This window comes from Flavobacterium sp. ABG, assembly GCF_001027725.1.
In the GTDB taxonomy this organism is placed as follows: domain Bacteria; phylum Bacteroidota; class Bacteroidia; order Flavobacteriales; family Flavobacteriaceae; genus Flavobacterium; species Flavobacterium cupriresistens.
The window spans coordinates 34,224-53,745 of record NZ_LEKS01000010.1; the positions used below are offsets into that span (position 1 = coordinate 34,224).

A 19,522-nucleotide genomic window follows, 5' to 3' on the forward strand; every position below is an offset into this window, starting at 1 on the left:
ACAGTAAAAAAGTTATGAATATTACAGACCTAATAAACAAAACGATAGTTTTTGTAAAAGAAAAATTGAACGATGCTGAAGGAGGACACGATTGGTTTCATATCGAGCGCGTGTATAAAAATGCGCTTTTAATTGCTAAAAACACAACTTGTGATCTTACCGTAGTGCAATTAGGAGCTTTGCTTCATGATATTGCCGACAGTAAATTTCATAACGGAGATGAAACGATTGGACCAAAGACTGCTCGTTTGTTTCTGGAATCAGAAAATGTTTCTGAAGAGCTTATTGTACACGTGATAAAAATCATTGAAAACATCTCTTACAAAGGCGGTAACTTCGAAAAGAAGTTTTCTTCTATAGAGCTAGATATTGTCCAGGATGCGGATCGTTTAGATGCCATTGGAGCTATTGGAGTGGCCAGAGCTTTTAACTATGGAGGCTTTAAAAACAGAGCATTGTATAATCCCGAAATTGCTCCGATTACAAACATGACCAAAGAGGAGTACAAGAATAACAATGCACCCACAATAAATCATTTCTACGAAAAGCTTTTACTCCTAAAAGACAAAATGAATACCGAAACCGGAAAACAAATCGCCGCCGAAAGACATCATTTTATGGAGTTGTTCCTGTCGCAGTTCTATGCTGAGTGGGAGGGTGTTAAGTAGTTTGCAGTCTCAGTCTCAGTCTCAGTTTTCGGTCTCAGTTTTCAGTTTTCGGTCTCAGTTTTCAGTTTTGGTTTCGATGACCGTCTTTCTGTCTTCATGAGTGAAAAGCGAACTTTGCGGAAAAACTTTGCGAACTGTGTTTTTACTTTGTAATTAAAAAATTAACCAAGGCTCGAAAAGATTTTCTTTTGCAGGCATATTTGCTTCGCCAGTTCGCTATCGATCGGATAGCAGATTGCACACATTTTTTATAAAAGGTAAATAAGATCAGCCTAATCTGCTAAATCTGCGTGCAGAAAAAATAGGGTATAAAAGTAAAAAGGAGTCGTAATGTTATGCTCAAACTTTGCGTTGCTTGCAGTTAAATCTCAAGGGAAATATAGTTGCTAAGTTTAAAATCTCAGAATCTTAGCAACTCAGAACCTCAGAGCCTTTAGAAAAAAATCACCCACACCCGCAATTGTCATCACCACAATCTTTCTTCTTCTTAGATTTCCAGAAGAATTTTTTGATCAGAAAGGCAACGGCGAATCCTAATACGGCGAAGGCAATAATTTCTTGTACCATGGCTTTTTATTTTAAAATTTGGAAAGCAATTAGTGCGGCAAAATAAGCCAAAGCACTCATAAGGAATAGCTGCATAGCCGGCCATTTCCACGAATTGGTTTCTTTTTTTGTGATGGCAAGTGTACTGGCACACTGCATCGCAAAGGCATAGAATAACAAGAGTGAAATTCCGGAAGCAAAATTAAAGATCTTTTCACCGGTTTGCGGATTGACTTCCTGTTGCATCTTACTTTTTATAGTGTCTTCGTTTTCACTGTCACCAACACTGTAGATCGTCGCTAAAGTCCCTACAAAAACTTCACGGGCAGCAAAAGAGCTGATTAGTGCGATTCCTATTTTCCAATCGTAACCCAATGGTGCAATTGCCGGTTCGATGGCTCTTCCCATCAATCCGATATACGAATTCTCTAGTTTTTGAGAGTTTACCTCGTTTTGAAATTCAACCTCATTCAAGTGCTTTTCAGCGGTTCTTTCTTTTACGATGGCTTCTGCGTCGTTAAAATTCTTTCCTGGTCCGTAAGACGCCAAAAACCACAAAATAACCGATATGGCTAAAATGATTTTACCTGCACCTACAACAAACGCTTTGGTTTTTTCAACAACATTGATGGCAACATTCTTAAATAGAGGCAATTTATAACTCGGCATTTCGACAACGAAATACGTTTTAGTGTTTAATTTTAGAACTTTATTTAAAATATAGGCCGAAATAATCGCACCCGCAAATCCTAAAACATACAGAAGCATTAGCGTTAAACCTTGAAGATTCAGGATTCCGAATACTCGTTTACTTGGTATTACTAAAGAGATAATAATCGCATAAACCGGTAATCTTGCGGAACAGGTTGTAAATGGTGTTACTAAAATGGTAATGAGACGTTCTTTCCAGTTTTCGATATTACGGGTTGCCATGATCGCCGGAATAGCACAAGCTGTTCCCGATATTAATGGCACCACACTTTTTCCTGAAAGCCCAAATCTGCGCATGATTTTATCCATCAAAAAGACGACGCGACTCATATAACCGCTTTCCTCTAAAATCGAAATGAATAAAAACAGAAAGGCAATTTGAGGAATAAAAATGATTACTCCGCCAATTCCCGGAATTATTCCTTCAGAGAGTAAGTCTGTGAGAATACCGCTTGGTAATGTTTCGGCTGTCCAAGCACTTAATGCTGCAAAACTACCGTCAATAAAATCCATTGGAATCGTAGACCATGAAAAAATAGATTGGAAAATAAGAAACAAAATCCCAAGAAAAATAGCATATCCCCATACTTTGTGGGTCAATACACGATCTAATTTGGCTCTGATATCTTTTGCCATTGAGGCATCCACTTTCAATCCTTCTTTTAAAACATTATTTATAAATTGATAACGTTTTATGGTTTCCTGCTGCTGTATACGTTTTAATTCAGAATGTGATTTTGTAAATGTATTGCGAATTTCATGTCGATCTAAATTCGAAAAGTTTACATCTTGGGTAATAACCAGCCACAATTTATATAACAATTGATTCGGGAATGCCTGTTGTAAGCTTTCAAAATAAGCTTTATCCATAACCGATGCATTCAAGCAAGGTTCTGTTGGGAGTGTTTTGTACGAAACAATTAATTCTTTTAACGCATCGATTCCGTGCCCTTTGCGCGAACTGACCAAAGCAATTTTAGTCTTAAGTTGCGCTTCAAGTAGCGGAATGTCAAGCGTAATTCCTTTTGTTTCCATGCGATCGGCCATGTTGATGACTAATATCGTTGGAATTTCAAGGTCTTTTATTTGGGTATAAATAAGAAGATTTCGTTTTAAATTCTCTACATCCGTAATAACAATGGCAACATCGGGATATAATTTGTCGTTTTTGTTAAGCAAAAGCTCAATCACAACACTTTCATCCATAGAACTTGCGTTCAGACTATACGTTCCCGGAAGATCCAGTATGTTTGCTTTGATGTTTTGAGGGAGTTTACAGAAACCCATTTTTTTCTCAACGGTAATCCCCGGATAGTTCCCAACGTGTTGGTTTAGTCCGGTAAGTTGATTGAATACTGAAGTTTTTCCTGTATTTGGATTCCCAATAAGGGCAACATTGATATTTTGAACACTCATTACAAATTGGTTTTGATAAGTTCAACTTCAATTTCACGAGCAGTTTCTATGCGAATAGCCACATGAGAACCATTAATGTCCAAGTACAAAGGATCTCCAAAAGGGGCAATCTGAAGTAATTCTACTATGCTGCCCGGCAAGCAACCCATTTCTAATAATTTGAGAGGAATAACATCGATATCAAAATCTTTGATAATGGCTTTCTCGCCTTTTTTCAGAGTGTGGATAGTATTTTGCAAGCTTATTTAGATTGAATTTAGATTGCAAAAATAGGTAATTATTCTGTATTTAATGGCGTTTAATGCTTACACAAATGCTAAATGTTTCTAAAAATTGAGAGATTTTACTCTTCACAAAGGAAATTGATGTCTTCTATCAGACGTTTTACGTCTTCTTTATTCGTTCCGTCGTAGAAACCTCTAACGCGGCGTTTTTGATCTACCAAAACAAAATTCTCGGTATGAACCATATCGTATAGTTGATCGGGTCTGCCCAATTTTACTGCCAGATAGGATTTTCTGGCCATGGTGTAAATCTCTTTTTTGTCTCCGGTTACCAAATTCCATTTGCTGTCCACTACACCATGTTTTATGGCGTACGCTTTTAAAACAGGAATGCTGTCCACTTCAGGAAATACAGTATGGGACAATAACATCACTTTTGGGTTATTAAGAACGGCCTTTTGAACATCGGCCAGATTGGTTGTCATTTTAGGACAGATAGAACCACAAGTTGTAAAGAAAAAATCGGCTACATATACTTTACCTTCATAGTTTTTCTGTGTGATAGTATCTCCGTTTTGGTTTACAAAAGAGAAATCGGCAATGGTGTGGTACTTACTTTTGTATTGAACCGTACTGTCCACCATTTCCGGATTTACATCGGCGGGATTGTAAATCGGTAATGTTTTTTGCGGTTTTAAAGCAGAATAAAACAAAGAAAGAGTTATAACAGAAAATACAGTTAATACGATAAAGAATTTGCGGTATTTGTAAAGTAAGGATTTCATAAACTTGATTTGGCGCAAAAATACAAAAAGCAGTTTTTAAAACCCTTATTCCTTGTTTTTTTAACTTTGGCGATGTACTATTTTATATTATTTTTTTAATTTTCTAATCGATTTGTTTACGAGATACAATCCAATCAAGGTTACGATCACTCCAATTGTAATGGCCTGCGTAAGCATTTCCCCAAAAATAAAGGAGCCTAATAAAATAGCTACAACCGGATTGATATACGCATAAATGCTGCTAACTTCAGTTGGAAGATGTTGCAGAGAATATATAAAAGCAATAAAAGTTAATACAGAACCAATGATTACCAAATAGGCAATCGCCCACCAGGAAGTTGTTGGTATTTGACTGTAAGGGATATTAATTCCGGAAAGCTCTGTTACACTCAAAAGGATAAAACTTGAAATCAGCATTTGTAATCCCAAACTAAAATACGGATTAAAACTGGCTGCTTTTTTCTTGGTATGTAAAATCCCGAAAGCCCACGTAATGGTCGATGCAACAGACAGGAAGATTCCAAATTGAAAATCCGGTCGCAGAAAATCACCCAAATGATCCATAAAAATAATACAGATTCCTCCAAAACAAATTAAAAGTCCTGTTACGGCCAGTTTTGCTATTCGCTCCCCTTTAAAAAAACAAATAACAACAATCCAGATCGGGAAGATCGCACCAATGATGGCGCCAAGTCCGCTGCTTATGTATTTTACGCCCCAGGTGCTTAAACCGTTACTGCAAACAAAATTTAAGATGGCTAGGATCAAAATCGTTGTCCATTGTTTGCCTTTGGGCCAAGGTTCTTTTTTATATAAGAAATAACCAACATAGAGTATCCCTCCTAAAAACTGACGAATGGTTGCCAGTTGTAAAGCAGGCATATGTTTTACACCTTCTTTTGAGGCCAGCCAAGTAGTTCCCCAAAAGAAACTTACCCAACATAAGGCGAGAATTGGTAGTCCGATAGCTTCAACTCTACCGGATAATGCGGCTTGTATTCTTGCTTTCACTTTTGTTTGAATTGGTTTGGCAAATATTCCAAAAACAATTTCAAATAGCGGTTAAAAAGGGAATATATATTCATGAAATTTTTAGCTTATTGTGATGAAATATTTGCATTAAAAAAGCTGTGGCAGATTATTGTTCAATTTTAACATAAAGTTTGAAATAATAACAATATGTTTGTGTTAAACCTTAAATAATAAATTATAATGATTAAACAGCTAAACAAGCCTATGTTTTGTGTTGTTTCTGCAATGTTTACATTTTTAGCTGCGCAGGCTCAGGATGCAAAACCAAAGGAACCGGGTATCAATGTTTCGTACATGAATACCAAAATTAGTCCAAGTGAAGATTTTTTTCGCTACGTAAACGGAAGTTGGTTAGACAAAACGGAAATTCCTAGTGACAGAAATTCATGGGGAAGTTTTAACGAATTGAGACAAAGAACGGATGATAATTCGCTTGCTATATTAAAAGAAGCTTCGAAAGATCCAAAGTACAAATCAAACACAGATCAAGGTAAGGCAATTGCTTTATACAATTCTATTTTAGATACTGTTGGAAGAAACAAACAAGGTATAAAACCGATTGAGCCTATTTTAAAGAAAATTGATGCTATTAAAAACGTAGCGGATTTACAAAATTTCCTTATCGAAATGGAACCTCAGGGTGGTGTTGGTTTTTTTGGAGTTGGAGTTAGTGCTGATGCGAAAAACAGTAATGTGAATTCGGTGAGTATGGGTCCAGGACGTTTAGGTTTATCGGATAAAGATTACTACAATGCTGATGATAAAGATTCTAAAGAAAAACGTGCTAAATATGAACTTCACATTGCCAGAATGATGCAGTTTATTGGCGAGTCTCCTGCAAAAGCAAAACAAAGTGCAGCTCAGATTTTAGCTTTAGAAACCGCTATGTCTGCACCAAGATTAGATCGTGTAGAACGCAGAGACCGTAGAAAACAATACAACCCAACTGCTGTTGCTGATTTAAAAAAGACAGTTCCTTCTATTCAATGGGATAAATATTTTGCCGGAATCGGAATGGCAAAAGTTGATACTGTTATTGTAACTCAACCGCGTTACATGGCCGATCTGGAAAAGATTTTTACAGCAAAAAAAGTAGAAGAGTGGAAAGAATACCTAAAATGGTCTGTTCTTAACGGATCAGCTTCTTTGTTATCGACTGATATCGAAAATGCTAATTTTGATTTCTACGGAAAAACATTAACCGGAACGTTAAAACAACGTCCGCGTGAAGAAAGAGCTTTGCAGGTAGTTAATAATACTGTTGGAGAAGCGTTAGGGAAATTATATGTTGAAAAATTATTTCCTGCTGAAGCAAAAGTGAAAGCGCAGAAAATGATCCAAAATGTGATTTTGGCATACGAAAACAGAATCAATGCTTTGGCATGGATGTCGGCTGAGACAAAAGTAAAAGCAATTGAAAAGTTGAAGAAACTTACCGTTAAAATTGGTTATCCGGACAAATGGAAAGATTATTCTGCTTTGACAATCAAAAATGTTGCTGAAGGAGGAACGTATTTCTCTAACATGCAAACGTTCTCTAAATGGGATTTCAAAGAAGATTTAGCTAAATTGGGCAAACCGGTTGACAAAACAGAATGGGGAATGTCTCCACAAACGGTAAATGCTTATTTTAATCCTTCTTATAACGAAATTGTTTTCCCTGCAGCTATCCTACAACCTCCATTTTACAACTACCAAGCTGATGAAGCGGTAAATTATGGTGGAATCGGAGCGGTAATTGGTCACGAAATTTCACACGGATTTGATGATTCAGGTGCTCGTTACAACGCTGACGGAAATTTAGTTGACTGGTGGACTGCTGATGACTTGAAACAATTTACAGCACTTGGTGGGGCACTTGCAGCACAATACAGTGCTTTAGAGCCGTTACCTGGAATTCACGTAGATGGTAAATTTACTTTAGGGGAGAATATTGGTGATTTAGGTGGAATAAACGCTGCTTACGATGGACTACAATTGTATTTAAAAGCAAACGGAAATCCTGGTTTAATTGATGGATTTACACCGGAGCAACGTTTCTTTATTTCTTGGGCTACGGTTTGGAGAACAAAATCAAGAGACGAAGCAATCAAAAGTCAGGTGAAAACAGATCCGCACTCTCCTGGAATGTACAGAGCGTATGTGCCAATTCAGAATGTAGATGCTTTTTATGATGCTTTCGGAATTAAGAAAGGGGATAAAATGTATGTTGACCCGGACAAACGAGTTAAAATCTGGTAATCAGAAACTATAAAATAAACAAACCGTCTCCCTAACAAGAGACGGTTTTTTTGTGTGGTAGTGTTTCGTTTGTGGAAAGGTTTCACGCGGATTTTGCAGATTGAGGGGATTTTTTCTCTATTAAAAGATCAGTTTAATCTGCAAAATCAGCGTAAGAGAAAATATACTGCCTGGTTTCTTTACTTATTACTGGATAGCAATATAAATAGGAACTTCTGCATCCTCGCGATTTTGGGCTTTCTCCCCATAAACTTCAAAATCGGCGGTAAAAGTGCGGTTCAGATTGGAGTCCCAGATTTTCATCCATTCGTTATAGACGGCTCCTTCTGCTAAATTTCCTTTTGCGGTGAACGTTTGATATTGTACTCCTTCGATTGTTTTTGCGATCATTCCTTCAGGAATAACCTCTAAATTGTTTACCACGCAACCTATAATGGTGGTATAAGGTTTGGTGTGGTCTTTTTCATAATCGGTGTACATACAGATGATGTCCTGCGATATCTTGTTTGGAATTTTTTCACCGACAGCCTCAGAGAAAAATTTGTTCCAAAGTGCCGGAATGTCCTTACTGGATTGCCCTTCTTCATTAGTCGTTCGCATTGAAATACCAATTACATTGAATTTTTGAGTGTACATGTTTTTTAATTTTTAGTTTAATATGATACAAAACTAAAATAGTGCTGTGACAACCTTATGTCAAGGGTTCGTTTTTTGTTGCGGTTTAAGGAATAGTTTTGAAAGAACAGTATAAAAAAACGGCGCTGAATTAGCGCCGTTTTACTTTTTTATGTATTTCCGAATTACTTTAGTTTACTGTAAATATAGGTTTCTATAGCTTTCAGTTCTTCATCAGACATGGCCTGAGTTACCGGAAAATTAGTTTTCATAACGGCAAACTGACTAGGATCTACGATTGGCTCTGCATTTCCTTTCAAGAAAGTAACAATGTCCCCATTTTTGTCTTTGTAGATTTTTGCAATTTCCTTAATACTTGGACCAATCACTTTTTGATCTACCTGATGACAGGAAGTACAGTTTCCTCTTCCTTCAAAAATTTGTTGTCCTAAAGCTTCCGGAGTTGTGGCTTTTGCCGTTTCTCCTTCTGAATACGCTTCTGTTGTTTCCGGAACAGGGTTTTCTGCAGTTTCTTTTTTACAGGAAGCCAAAGCTAAAACGGCAGATAGAAATAGTATTTTTTTCATGATTAATTAATTTTACCAACCAACATATTTAGGGGGTTCGATTTGATTTAAATTTAAATAGACAATTAGTTGTCCGCGATGATGTGTGACATGATCCTGCATTAAATTTAGAATTTGGAGCCTTGTTTTCGGCCCGGCAAAAAAATCTACTTTCTCATTTAAATTTGGATTTTTGTCCTCTTTTATGGTGTTTTTTGCTTTATCAAAAGCGCTTTCAATTTCTTTTAAAATAGCTTCTTTTGATGTGATTTTTGAACGATCTTTCTTTTGGTATTTAGCAGTAGAAAAATAAGTAGTACTCAACCAATCCATATTTTCTAAAATATGAAATACTTGCTCTTTAAAACTCATTTCTCTTGCGGTAGCCTTAAAATCATATTGATTCTCAGGCATTGCTTTCGCGATGTCATAAAGATAGGTTTTAGAATTGTCCCACTTTTCTATAAAGGTAGTTGTGATTTCTTGTTGAGCAGAAACAACAGCCGATATAAACAGTACTAGAATACAGATCGTTTTTTTCATCTTTATTTATTTAAAAGTATGGAGGCTTCTTTAGCAAAATAAGTCGAAATTAAACTGGCTCCCGCGCGTTTGATACACATTAACTGTTCCATCATGATTTTATCATGGTCTAACCAACCTCTTTCTGCGGCTGCTTTAATCATGGCATATTCTCCCGAAACATGGTACACGGTAACAGGAACGTTCACAGCGTTTTTTATTTCACGAACAATATCCAAATAGGCAATTCCCGGTTTTACCATAACCATATCAGCTCCTTCTTCTACATCCCATAAAGCTTCTTTGATAGCCTCAATACGGTTGGCATAATCCATTTGATAGGTCTTTTTATCTTTTGGAACTACCACATCAGCTTCTCTTGGTGCAGAATCTAATGCATCGCGAAATGGACCGTAAAAAGCAGAAGCATATTTAGCCGAATAACTCATGATACCCACATTATGAAAACCGGCTGCATCTAAGCCTTCTCTTAAGCGCAAAACACGTCCGTCCATCATATCGCTCGGTGCCACAAAATCGGCTCCGGCCTGAGCGTGAGAAACGGCCATTTTGACCAAAGCTTCAACGGTGCTGTCATTTTCTACATCGCCATTGGTTATAATTCCGTCATGACCGTAGATAGAATAAGGATCTAAAGCTACATCCGGCATAACAATCATTTCAGGACAAGCTGCTTTGATGGCACGAATGGCCTGTTGCATCAATCCGTCTTTGTTCCAGGCTTCTTTACCGGTATTGTCTTTTAAGTTTTCGCTGACTTTTACATAAATATTAACGGCGCGAATCCCCAAAGCATAAACTTCTTTGACTTCTTCAACGGTTAAATCAATTGATCTGCGATAAATTCCAGGCATAGAAGGAATTTCTACTTTTACATTTTCGCCTTCAGCAATAAACATAGGAAACATAAAGTCTGATGGACTCAAACTGGTTTCGCGGACTAAAGAACGAATGGATTCATTTACTCTTAATCTTCTGCCTCTGTGTAATGGGAACATATAATTTTAGATTTTTGGATTTTAGATTTTAGATTTTGACTTCTTGAAATCATAAGTCATGGATCTGCTTTCTTAAAATCGTGTTGTTGTTTTAGTTTTATATTTTAAATCCAATCAATCGGATTTTCAAGAACATTTAATAATTTCTCTTCCTCACTTCCCGTTTCCGGATGATGATCGTAAACCCACTGCACATGAGGTGGTAAACTCATCAATATACTTTCGATTCTTCCGTTGGTTTTTAAACCGAATAAAGTGCCTTTGTCATGAACTAAATTAAATTCAACATAACGGCCACGACGGATTTCCTGCCAGTTTCTTTGTTCAGGTGTGTATGGAAGATTTTTTCTTCTTTCTACAATCGGAACGTAGGCTTCAAGGAAACTATTTCCCACTTCACTGACAAAATTGAACCAGTTTTCCATTGACATTTGTTCATTTGCTTTGCAATAATCAAAGAACAGACCGCCTAGTCCGCGAGCCTCATTTCGGTGTGCATTCCAGAAGTAAGTATCACATTGCTTTTTATATTTTGGATAAAACTCCGGATTGTGTTTGTCACAGGCCGTTTTACAGGTTTGGTGAAAGTGTTTTGCATCCTCTTCGAATAAATAATAAGGCGTTAAATCCTGTCCACCACCAAACCATTGCTCGATTACTTTTCTTGGACCTGTACTGTGCGAAGACGAAGAATCATACATTTCGAAGTAACGCCAGTTGGCATGAACCGTAGGAACCATTGGGTTTTTTGGGTGTAAAACCAAACTTAGTCCGCAGGCAAAAAAATCTGCTTCGCCAACACCAAACATCTTTTGCATGGCTTCCGGTAATTTTCCGTGAACGGCTGAAATGTTGACACCACCTTTTTCAAAAACAGCTCCATTTTCGATTACACGGGTTCTTCCGCCACCACCTTCCGGACGTTTCCAAAGGTCTTCACGGAATTTTGCAGTTCCATCAACGGCTTCTAATCCGGCGCAAATCTGATCTTGTAGTTTTTGTATGTAGGCGTAAAATTTATCTTTCATTGTTTTCGTATTCTGATTTAAGCAAGCCAAAATAAACGGTGTTCTGCAATTCGCCAGCACCGTTTCTAAATTCGTCGCGTAAAATTCCTTCTTGTTTGAAGTTGTTTTTTAATGCAATCTGCTGACTTGCGAAATTAATTTCTGAAGTACAGATGAAAACTTTATTCATCAATAATTCATTGAAACAAAAATCAAGCGCATCAGAAGCCATTTTTGATATTATTCCTTTTCCCTGAAAATCCTCGTCAATGAAGTAACCGAGTTCGCATTTAGAGTTGCGATAATCTATAGATTTTACACACAGATAACCAATTAAAGCATTGGTGTCAATTGCTCTTGCGAAAAAGAAATAACCTTCTTTGTTTTTCTCTTTCTCAAGATTGACAGTCAGGAAGCTCTCTGTTTTCTTAAGCGTGTCAGAGTTGGCCAGTGTTAGCGGAAAGGTTTGTGCAATATGACTTTTATTCTTATCAATAAGTTGGTAGAACTCTTGGGGAAGAATGTTTTTAATTCGGTCAGTTTTCCAATCGGTATTACTCATCTCTATTTGTTTTTAGCAGCAGTGATTTTAGTATTAATTCCAAAAGAAAAGACCTTGCTTTCCTGCTGGATGTATTGATAAACAGCCAAAGCTTTTTCGTGAAAAGTGTAACCTTCGGCTTTGGAAAAATGCATTAGGAAATCAGCAAATTGTTCGAGATGATCCCAGTCAAAATGAAGTCGGAGCAATAAGGTGATCAAATCTTCATTTGAATAGTCAACTAATGTTTCGATATTTAAACCGAATTCTTTTAATTGATTATCGATGTCAATTTTATCTGAGTCGCTTAATGGCTGAGGTACAAAGACAATAGTTCGCAACGTTTTTAAAACATTATCGATTCTAATTTTTTCCTCGTCTCGTAAACCTTTGTTAAGCATGATTTATAGCGTTTTCAGTCTTAGTCTCAGTCTCAGTTTTCAGTTTGTTAAGAGATAACTGAAAACGGAGACTGAAAACTGCAAACTAATTCCCGTATTCCTTCACCGCGTCAATAAATGCCTTGGCGTGATCTACAGGGATATTTGGTAAAATTCCGTGACCTAAATTTACGATGTATTTGTCTTTTCCGAATTCGTCGATCATTTCGTGAACCATTTTCTTGATGGTTGGAATTGGAGAAAACAATCTTGACGGGTCAAAATTTCCTTGAAGCGTGATGTTTCCACCAGACAAGTAACGTGCATTTCTTGCAGAGCAAGTCCAATCTACACCCAAAGCCGAAGCTTTACTTTTACCCATTTCACCCAAAGCAAACCAACATCCTTTTCCGAAAACAATAACAGGAGTAACCTCTGCCAAAGCATCAATAATTTGGTTGATGTATTTCCATGAGAATTCCTGATAATCAACAGGAGAAAGCATTCCTCCCCAAGAGTCAAAAATCTGAACGGCATTAACACCTGCTTTTACTTTTTCTTTTAAGTATAAAATGGTAGTGTCTGTAATTTTTTGCAATAATGTATGTGCTGCAACCGGGTTTGAAAAGCAAAATCCTTTCGCAGTATCAAAACTTTTAGAACCTTTTCCTTCAACAGCATAGCAGAAAATTGTCCAAGGTGAACCGGCGAAACCAATTAAGGGTACTTCGTCGTTCAACATTTCTTTAGTCAATTTAATGGCATCAAAAACATACCCTAAAGTTTCATTCACATCTGGAACAAAAACCTGATTTACTTGCTCCATTGTGCGAATTGGATCCGGAATAATTGGGCCCAGATTATCTTTCAATTCAACGTGAATTCCCATAGCGCGAGGTACCACCAAAATATCCGAAAACAAAATAGCAGCATCGGGAGCAATTCTGCGAATAGGCTGAACCGTTATCTCTGCAGCCAATTCCGGAGTTTCACAACGGGTAAAGAAATCGTATTTATCACGTAAAGCTCTAAATTCCGGTAAATATCTTCCTGCCTGACGCATCATCCATACGGGTGGACGTTGAACAGTTTCTCCTTTTAATGCTCTTAAAAATAGATCGTTTTTTAACATGTTTTTTATTTTTACACCTAACAGGTTTTTAAAACCAGTTAGGTGTTGTGTTATAATTATTTATATTCGTTGATCACATCTTCAATCACATCCTCAATAGTAGGCTGATCGGCGATTATGATGTTTTTTGTAATTTTCTCTAATGCTTGAGCTGTAGTTTCGCCAATACAGAAACAAGTCTCTTTTTTTATAGTATTCTCTTTTAAATAACTATCAACGCCCGAAGGACTAAAAAACAAAATAGCAGCTGCTGCGGTTTTTATCTTCTGTGGAGTTAATGAAGTTTCATAAACCTGAATCTCATTTAGCTTTACATTGGCATCTTTTAAAGCTTTAGGCAACGTTTCTCTGCGAAGATTTCCGCTGAAAAAAGTATAGCTTTCCTGAGAATAGATCAAAGTGATAATCTCAGCCAAGTCCGAGGCATAACCAGTGTAAGCGACTACGTTGAATCCGCTATCTGATAAAAGAATCTTAGTTTTTAACCCAACGCAAAAAACATTTTTGGACTTTAATTTTTCACAGTTTGGATCTGCTAAAATACTGTGAACAGCATTTTGACTGGTAAAAATCAAATTATCGTTGAGGTCTTTAATTTCAAAAGGTTTGTTTGCGGTTTGTATAAAATCGGCTTCGATAAGTTCAAGACCGGCTTTTTGCAGTTCTTGCTTTTGAATGTTCGAAAGCGTTTTAGTCGACAGTATTTGAATTGATTTTGTCATTATTTTTTCAGAGATTCTTTAATTGTTTGCATCAATTCGGTTCCGCCATTGTTCAGGATTTCCTGAGCAGCAAAGAATCCTAGTTTTTTCCATTCTTCAATTCCAACAGTTTTGTTGATTTCCAGTTTTTGTTTTCCATCAATTGAAAGCAAAACACCTTGAAAATGAAGGGTGTCTTCGTCTTCATTATACGTGACCAAAGCTCCAATTGGCGCGGTACAACCACCCTCTAAAGTTCTTAAAAACTGACGCTCGATATAGGTGCAAATTTCAGTTTCAATATGATTTAATTGGGATAATGCGTCTAAAGTATAATTGTCATTTTCCATTGCCACAACGAGCATTGCTCCTTGAGCTGGCGCAGGAATCATCCAATCTAAATCGATACAATTTTGCGGTTTTAGGTTGATACGCTCCAAACCTGCAGCGGCAAAAACAGCTCCATCCCAGTTATTGTCTTGTAATTTTTGCATGCGGGTGTTTACGTTTCCGCGTAAGTCAACCACAGTATGATTGGGATATTTATTGAACCATTGCGCCTGACGTCTAAGACTTCCGGTGGCGATGGTACTTGGTGTAGTAAAATCAGGATTTCCTTTATGAACTAAAATATCCAGCACATTGGCTCTTTCCAGCACCGCTGCCTGAACGATACCTTTTGGCAAAGCGGTCGGAACGTCTTTCATCGAATGTACCGCAATATCAACATCACCATTAATCATAGCAATGTCTAAGGTTTTGGTGAAAATTCCTGTAATTCCAAGTTCGTAAAGAGGTTTGTCGAGAATAATATCACCGGTAGATTTTACCGCTACAATTGAGGTTTCATAACCTAAATCGTTAAGTTGTTTTTCGACGGTATGTGCTTGCCAAAGTGCTAATTCGCTATCGCGCGTTCCAATTCTTATTACTTTTTTGTTCATTATTGTTTTTTTAAACCATATAAGTTATGTAAGCTCATTTAAGTTTCGCGTGGCATAGTGTTAGCGGCTTTTTATTTGAATTTGTATAACTTATTTTTTTTAACCATATAAGTTATGAAAGCTCATTTAAGTTTCGCGTGACATGATGTTAGCGGCTTTTATTGAATTTGCATAACTTATTTTTTTAACCATTTAAGTTATATGAGCTCATTTAAGCTTTCCGCAAGATGATAGTAGCGGCTTTTTTTAATATGAACTTATATAACTTATATGGTTTAAATATTTTCTCAAGCTTTATGAAGCCTTTATTTTGAAGACTTTCTCGATCCATTCGATGCTTTCATCGACCATGGTGTTGTCGTCTTTTAAGTGATTGGCAAAATGAGTGGTGATTTTTTGAATGATTCTTGCACTGATAATTTCAGCTTGCTCTTCATTAAAATCAGTTATTTTTCTGCTTTGAAAATCCAGTTCTGAATTTTTTATAGCGTTCAGTTTTTCTTTTAAAGCATTAATGGTAGGAGCAAATTTTCTTCCTTTAGTCCAGGTTATAAATTCTTCCTTTACCTCTTCGATAATCGCTTCTGCTGCAGGAATGTGCAGTTTACGGTTTTCTAAAGTTTCGTCTGTTAGCTGAGACAAATAATCCATGTGGATTAAAGTTACACCTTCTAAATCCTCTACATTTTCATCTACATTTTTCGGAATAGAAAGATCCAGAATTAATAATGGTTTTTTAAGATTTAGAATCGCTTTATCAACCGTTGGGTTCTGAGCTCCTGTTGCCACAACAACAACATCGGCTTTTTGAAGTTCAAGGTGTAATTCTGAGTAGTCTTTAACAATCAGATTTAGTTTTCCGGCCAATTTCTCGGCTTTGTCTTTCGTTCTGTTAATTAAAGTGATATGTTCGTTTTTGGTATGTTTTACCAGATTTTCGCAAGTATTTCTTCCGATTTTTCCGGTTCCGAACAACAAGATGTTTTTATTACTGATGTCGGCAACATTTTTAAGAATGTATTGTACAGATGCAAAAGAAACTGAAGTAGCACCTGAACTGATTTCCGTTTCGTTTTTGATTTTCTTACTCGCCTGAATGACTGCATTTACCAATCTTTCTAAAAAAGCATTGGCCAAATTCATTGATTTTGAATGCGAAAAGCTGGTTTTTATTTGAGAGATAATTTCGAAGTCACCCAAAATCTGACTGTCTAATCCTGTTCCTACGCGAAACATATGATTAATCGCTTCTTGGTTTTTATAAACAAAACCCACCTTTTGAAAGGCATCAACAGAACCATTGCTGTTATCACAGATTAGCTTTATCAATTGAAACGGGTGTTCTGCAAAACCATAAATTTCAGTTCTGTTGCAGGTCGAAGTTACGATTAAGCTTTCGATCCCTTCGTTTTTGGCTTGTTCTAATAGACGCGTTTTGGCAATTGCGTCCAAACTAAATTTACCTCTGACCTCTGCATCGGCTTTTTTGTAACTCAGACCAACTGAGTAAAAATAAAGATGTTTTGGTGCGTTGTTGTTTTCCATAAATCCACTTTCATAAAAGTGCAACAAAATTATCATTATAGCTTTTATAAAAGTAACGCTCAAAGTACTTTTTGTGTCGCTATATGTTTTTTTGATTCTAAACAGCTGTTTTTATGCAAAAAGGATTATTTTTGTAGCAAAATCAAGTTGTTAGAATTGATTTGTTTAGAGTCATTCTAAATAAGATTTTGTTTTTTAAGCAATTTATCCTTCAAAAAAATATCGCTATGAGTTCTCAGGAAATTATAAAAATTGAAGACGATTTTACGCTAATCCGTTTTCAGAATGACAGTCCGGAGCCATTTTTTGCACAGCATGAAGTTGGTAGTGGTCTGATACAGTTTCACTTCGGTATAAAAGGGAACGCTAAATTTTTATTCAATCAGGGTAATTATGCTTTGGAATTGAAGGAAGAAAAATCGCTGCTTTTATACAATCCGCAGAAAGAATTACCGCTTCATTTAGAACTTGCTCCAAATTCATGGGTGATTTCTGTAATTGTTTCAATAAAGAAATTTCATGCGTTATTTTCTGCCGAAGCCGATTATATTACTTTTTTAAGTCCTGATAATAAGGATAAAAAGTATTATAACGAGGGAAATATTAGTCCGTCTATGGCGATTGTATTGAGTCAATTGTTTCATTATAATTTACATCCTTCTATTAAAAACCTATACTATAAAGGAAAAGGATACGAATTACTAAGTTTGTATTTTAACAGAACCGAAGACCCAAATGCAGAACAATGTCCGTTTTTGATTGATGAAGACAATGTTTTGAAAATCAGAAAGGCCAAAGAAATCATTATAGCCAATATGGCTGAACCACCCGGTTTACAAGAACTGGCGGATGAAATTGGATTAAATCTGAAGAAACTAAAGATGGGTTTCAAACAAATTTACGGCGATACTGTTTATGGTTTTCTGTTTGATTACAAAATGGATTTCGCCAGAAAACTACTTGACAGCGGTTCTTATAATGTAAACGAAGTTGGATTGAAGATAGGCTATAGTACAGGAAGTCACTTTATAGCGGCCTTCAAGAAAAAGTTTGCTACAACTCCAAAAAAATATTTGATGTCGATTAATACAAATGTTTAGTTTTTTGCCACTAATTGCACGGATTTACACGGATGTACAATCTGCTGAAACGGCATAAAAGAATCTAAGAGATTGTTTTTTGATATTCAACAATAAATAAAAAATAACATTTATCATATTTCTAAAAAGTTGTAAGAGCTACTTTTGCGGAAAATTTAATTAAACAAAAGCTTAAAGCCCAGAGCTTAAAGCCTAAAGCAATAAAAAAGATAATGAAAGGCGTATTATTAGTAAACTTAGGATCTCCGGAAAGTCCAACTGCAAAAGACGTAAAACCTTATTTAGATGAATTTTTAATGGATAAATACGTGATTGATGTTCCGTATTTATTGAGAGCCTTTTTGGTTAGAGGTATTATTCTAAGAAAAAGACCGGAAGAATCAGCACATGCCTATGCAAAAATTTGGTGGGACGAAGGTTCACCATTAGTAGTGCTTTCCGAGAGAATGAAGAAAAAAGTACAACCTTTAACGGCTGTTCCGGTTGCATTAGCGATGCGTTACGGATCGATGACAATTGAAAAAGGGCTTCAGGAATTGCATGACAAAGGAGTTACTGAGGTATTGCTTTTTCCGTTGTACCCGCAATATGCGATGGCTTCGACTTTGACCATTTTAGTGTTAGCAGAAGAGATTCGCAAGAAGAAATTTCCAAACATGAAGTTTACGGATGTTCCTGCGTTTTACAACAAACCGGATTACATTAAAAACGTTGCCGATTCTATTGAGAAAAATCTAAAAGGTTTTGATTACGATCAGTTGGTTTTCTCTTATCACGGAATCCCGGAACGTCACGTTCGTAAAACAGATAAAACAAAATCACATAAAAAGTTTGTTACTAACGTAATGTGTTGCGAAGTCGGAACTCCTGAAGCGGAATTTTGCTACAGAACACATTGTTATGAAACGACACGTCTGGTAATAGAGCGATTAGGAATTCCAAAAGACAAATATTGTGTGACTTTCCAGTCCAGATTGGCCGGTGATAAATGGCTTGAGCCTTATACAGATGTCGAAATCGACAAAATGCCTTCAAGAGGAATTAATAAAATTGCAGTTGTAACCCCTGCCTTTGTTACCGATTGTTTAGAAACACTGGAAGAAATTGCAATGCGTGCCAAAGAAGACTTTGAAGCCAACGGAGGGAAAGAGTTTTTGGCCATTCCATGTTTGAATGATGATGACGAGTGGTGTCAGACGGTTAGTAATTGGATTAATGATTGGGCGAAATAGAAAATAGAACAAAGAGTTAAGAAAAAAGAAAGTACTAAATGGAATATTATAATTACCTAAAATCCTTACATCTTATTTTTGTAATTACCTGGTTTGCGGGATTGTTTTATATTGTACGTTTGTTTGTATATCAAATAGAAGCCAACGAAAAGCCTTCTCCTGAAAAGGAAATTTTACAGGCGCAATATAAAATTATGGCCTACCGTTTGTGGTATATCATCACATGGCCGTCTGCAGTTTTGGCAAGTATTTTTGCTTTTTGGATGTTGTTTTTTACAGATTTAGGAAACGCCTGGCTCAAAATGCCGTGGATGCATGTTAAATTGTGTTTCGTGTTTTTATTGTATTTGTATCACGGCAAATGCCATCAGATTTTCAAGCAATTGCAAAACGATGAGGTGAAATACACCAATAATTTTATGCGTTTGTGGAATGAAGGGGCAACGATTATATTATTCGCAGTCGTTTTTTTAGTAGTACTAAAAAGCGCGATCAACTGGATCTACGGTGTAATCGGAATCATGGCATTCTCGATTTTAATCATGTTAGGATTTAGATTTTACAAGAGAATTCGGGAGAAGAAATAGAGTTTTTG

Annotated in this window: 21 protein-coding genes; 5 read left to right on the forward strand and 16 right to left on the reverse strand. The window is 36.5% G+C overall.

The window, feature by feature from the left end:
* Positions 1 to 14: 14 nt before the first annotated feature.
* Positions 15 to 668 carry an HD domain-containing protein gene (locus AB674_RS11980; RefSeq protein WP_047776873.1) on the forward strand — a complete coding sequence of 218 codons (654 nt, stop codon included), beginning with the start codon at positions 15 to 17 and terminating at the stop codon, positions 666 to 668.
* A 444-nt stretch (positions 669 to 1,112) separates the two neighbouring features.
* Here the strand turns inward: AB674_RS11980 and AB674_RS22570 are convergent, their stop codons facing one another.
* The 5 genes from AB674_RS22570 to AB674_RS12000 all read right to left on the reverse strand — a co-directional run bounded on the left by AB674_RS22570 (position 1,113) and on the right by AB674_RS12000 (position 5,361).
* On the reverse strand, positions 1,113 to 1,235 hold the full coding sequence (locus tag AB674_RS22570; protein WP_117610320.1) for a FeoB-associated Cys-rich membrane protein: 123 nt from the start codon (positions 1,233 to 1,235) through the stop codon (positions 1,113 to 1,115).
* 6 nt (positions 1,236 to 1,241) lie between these two features.
* Entirely contained in the window at positions 1,242 to 3,341 is a 2,100-nt protein-coding gene (gene feoB / locus AB674_RS11985) for a ferrous iron transport protein B (RefSeq protein WP_047776874.1), read from the reverse strand.
* Positions 3,341 to 3,580: a ferrous iron transport protein A gene (locus AB674_RS11990; protein WP_047776875.1), complete on the reverse strand. Its 240-nt coding sequence runs from the start codon at positions 3,578 to 3,580 to the stop codon at positions 3,341 to 3,343. Before AB674_RS11990 ends, feoB begins: the two co-directional genes overlap by 1 nt.
* A 104-nt stretch (positions 3,581 to 3,684) precedes the next feature.
* Positions 3,685 to 4,350, reverse strand: a complete 666-nt coding sequence (locus AB674_RS11995) for an SCO family protein (protein ID WP_047776876.1) — start codon at positions 4,348 to 4,350, stop codon at positions 3,685 to 3,687.
* 87 nt (positions 4,351 to 4,437) lie between these two features.
* The gene (locus AB674_RS12000) at positions 4,438 to 5,361 is read right to left on the reverse strand and encodes a DMT family transporter (RefSeq protein ID WP_047776878.1); all 924 of its coding nucleotides are present in this window, start codon (positions 5,359 to 5,361) and stop codon (positions 4,438 to 4,440) included.
* Positions 5,362 to 5,562: 201 nt separating this feature from the next.
* Between AB674_RS12000 and AB674_RS12005 the strand changes: the two genes are divergently transcribed.
* Entirely contained in the window at positions 5,563 to 7,623 is a 2,061-nt protein-coding gene (locus tag AB674_RS12005) for a M13 family metallopeptidase (protein WP_047776879.1), read from the forward strand.
* A 186-nt stretch (positions 7,624 to 7,809) separates the two neighbouring features.
* Here AB674_RS12005 and AB674_RS12010 read toward each other — a convergent pair whose 3' ends face one another.
* The 11 genes from AB674_RS12010 to hemA all read right to left on the reverse strand — a co-directional run bounded on the left by AB674_RS12010 (position 7,810) and on the right by hemA (position 16,595).
* Entirely contained in the window at positions 7,810 to 8,259 is a 450-nt protein-coding gene (locus AB674_RS12010) for a GyrI-like domain-containing protein (protein WP_047776881.1), read from the reverse strand.
* Between the two features lie 164 nt (positions 8,260 to 8,423).
* Complete coding sequence (locus tag AB674_RS12015; protein ID WP_047776882.1) at positions 8,424 to 8,825, reverse strand: c-type cytochrome; 402 nt, start codon at positions 8,823 to 8,825, stop codon at positions 8,424 to 8,426.
* Positions 8,826 to 8,837: 12 nt separating this feature from the next.
* Positions 8,838 to 9,347 carry a DinB family protein gene (locus AB674_RS12020; protein ID WP_047776884.1) on the reverse strand — a complete coding sequence of 170 codons (510 nt, stop codon included), beginning with the start codon at positions 9,345 to 9,347 and terminating at the stop codon, positions 8,838 to 8,840.
* A gap of 2 nt (positions 9,348 to 9,349) precedes the next feature.
* Positions 9,350 to 10,345: a porphobilinogen synthase gene (hemB, locus tag AB674_RS12025; protein WP_047776886.1), complete on the reverse strand. Its 996-nt coding sequence runs from the start codon at positions 10,343 to 10,345 to the stop codon at positions 9,350 to 9,352.
* A gap of 104 nt (positions 10,346 to 10,449) precedes the next feature.
* Positions 10,450 to 11,373, reverse strand: a complete 924-nt coding sequence (gene hemF, locus AB674_RS12030) for an oxygen-dependent coproporphyrinogen oxidase (protein ID WP_047776888.1) — start codon at positions 11,371 to 11,373, stop codon at positions 10,450 to 10,452.
* Positions 11,363 to 11,914, reverse strand: coding sequence for a GNAT family N-acetyltransferase (locus AB674_RS12035; RefSeq protein ID WP_047776889.1), 552 nt, complete (start codon positions 11,912 to 11,914; stop codon positions 11,363 to 11,365). The genes hemF and AB674_RS12035 overlap by 11 nt, the downstream gene beginning before the upstream one ends.
* A gap of 2 nt (positions 11,915 to 11,916) precedes the next feature.
* On the reverse strand, positions 11,917 to 12,294 hold the full coding sequence (locus tag AB674_RS12040) for a hypothetical protein (RefSeq protein WP_047776891.1): 378 nt from the start codon (positions 12,292 to 12,294) through the stop codon (positions 11,917 to 11,919).
* An 85-nt stretch (positions 12,295 to 12,379) separates the two neighbouring features.
* The gene (gene hemE, locus AB674_RS12045; protein WP_047776893.1) at positions 12,380 to 13,405 is read right to left on the reverse strand and encodes a uroporphyrinogen decarboxylase; all 1,026 of its coding nucleotides are present in this window, start codon (positions 13,403 to 13,405) and stop codon (positions 12,380 to 12,382) included.
* 56 nt (positions 13,406 to 13,461) lie between these two features.
* Positions 13,462 to 14,127, reverse strand: coding sequence for a uroporphyrinogen-III synthase (locus AB674_RS12050; RefSeq protein WP_047776895.1), 666 nt, complete (start codon positions 14,125 to 14,127; stop codon positions 13,462 to 13,464).
* Positions 14,127 to 15,050, reverse strand: coding sequence for a hydroxymethylbilane synthase (gene hemC, locus AB674_RS12055; RefSeq protein ID WP_047776896.1), 924 nt, complete (start codon positions 15,048 to 15,050; stop codon positions 14,127 to 14,129). Before hemC ends, AB674_RS12050 begins: the two co-directional genes overlap by 1 nt.
* Positions 15,051 to 15,344: 294 nt before the next feature.
* Positions 15,345 to 16,595 (reverse strand): glutamyl-tRNA reductase, encoded by a 1,251-nt coding sequence (gene hemA, locus AB674_RS12060; protein WP_047777096.1) that lies wholly within the window; start codon positions 16,593 to 16,595, stop codon positions 15,345 to 15,347.
* A 227-nt stretch (positions 16,596 to 16,822) separates the two neighbouring features.
* On the opposite strand from hemA, the gene AB674_RS12065 reads away from it, so the two are divergent.
* From AB674_RS12065 to AB674_RS12075, 3 genes are all read left to right on the forward strand, one after another.
* A complete protein-coding gene (locus tag AB674_RS12065) occupies positions 16,823 to 17,695 on the forward strand; it encodes an AraC family transcriptional regulator (RefSeq protein WP_047776898.1) in 873 nt (290 codons plus the stop codon).
* Positions 17,696 to 17,907: 212 nt separating this feature from the next.
* On the forward strand, positions 17,908 to 18,927 hold the full coding sequence (hemH, locus tag AB674_RS12070; RefSeq protein WP_047776899.1) for a ferrochelatase: 1,020 nt from the start codon (positions 17,908 to 17,910) through the stop codon (positions 18,925 to 18,927).
* A gap of 38 nt (positions 18,928 to 18,965) precedes the next feature.
* Positions 18,966 to 19,514, forward strand: a complete 549-nt coding sequence (locus AB674_RS12075) for a CopD family protein (RefSeq protein ID WP_047776901.1) — start codon at positions 18,966 to 18,968, stop codon at positions 19,512 to 19,514.
* Positions 19,515 to 19,522: the final 8 nt, after the last annotated feature.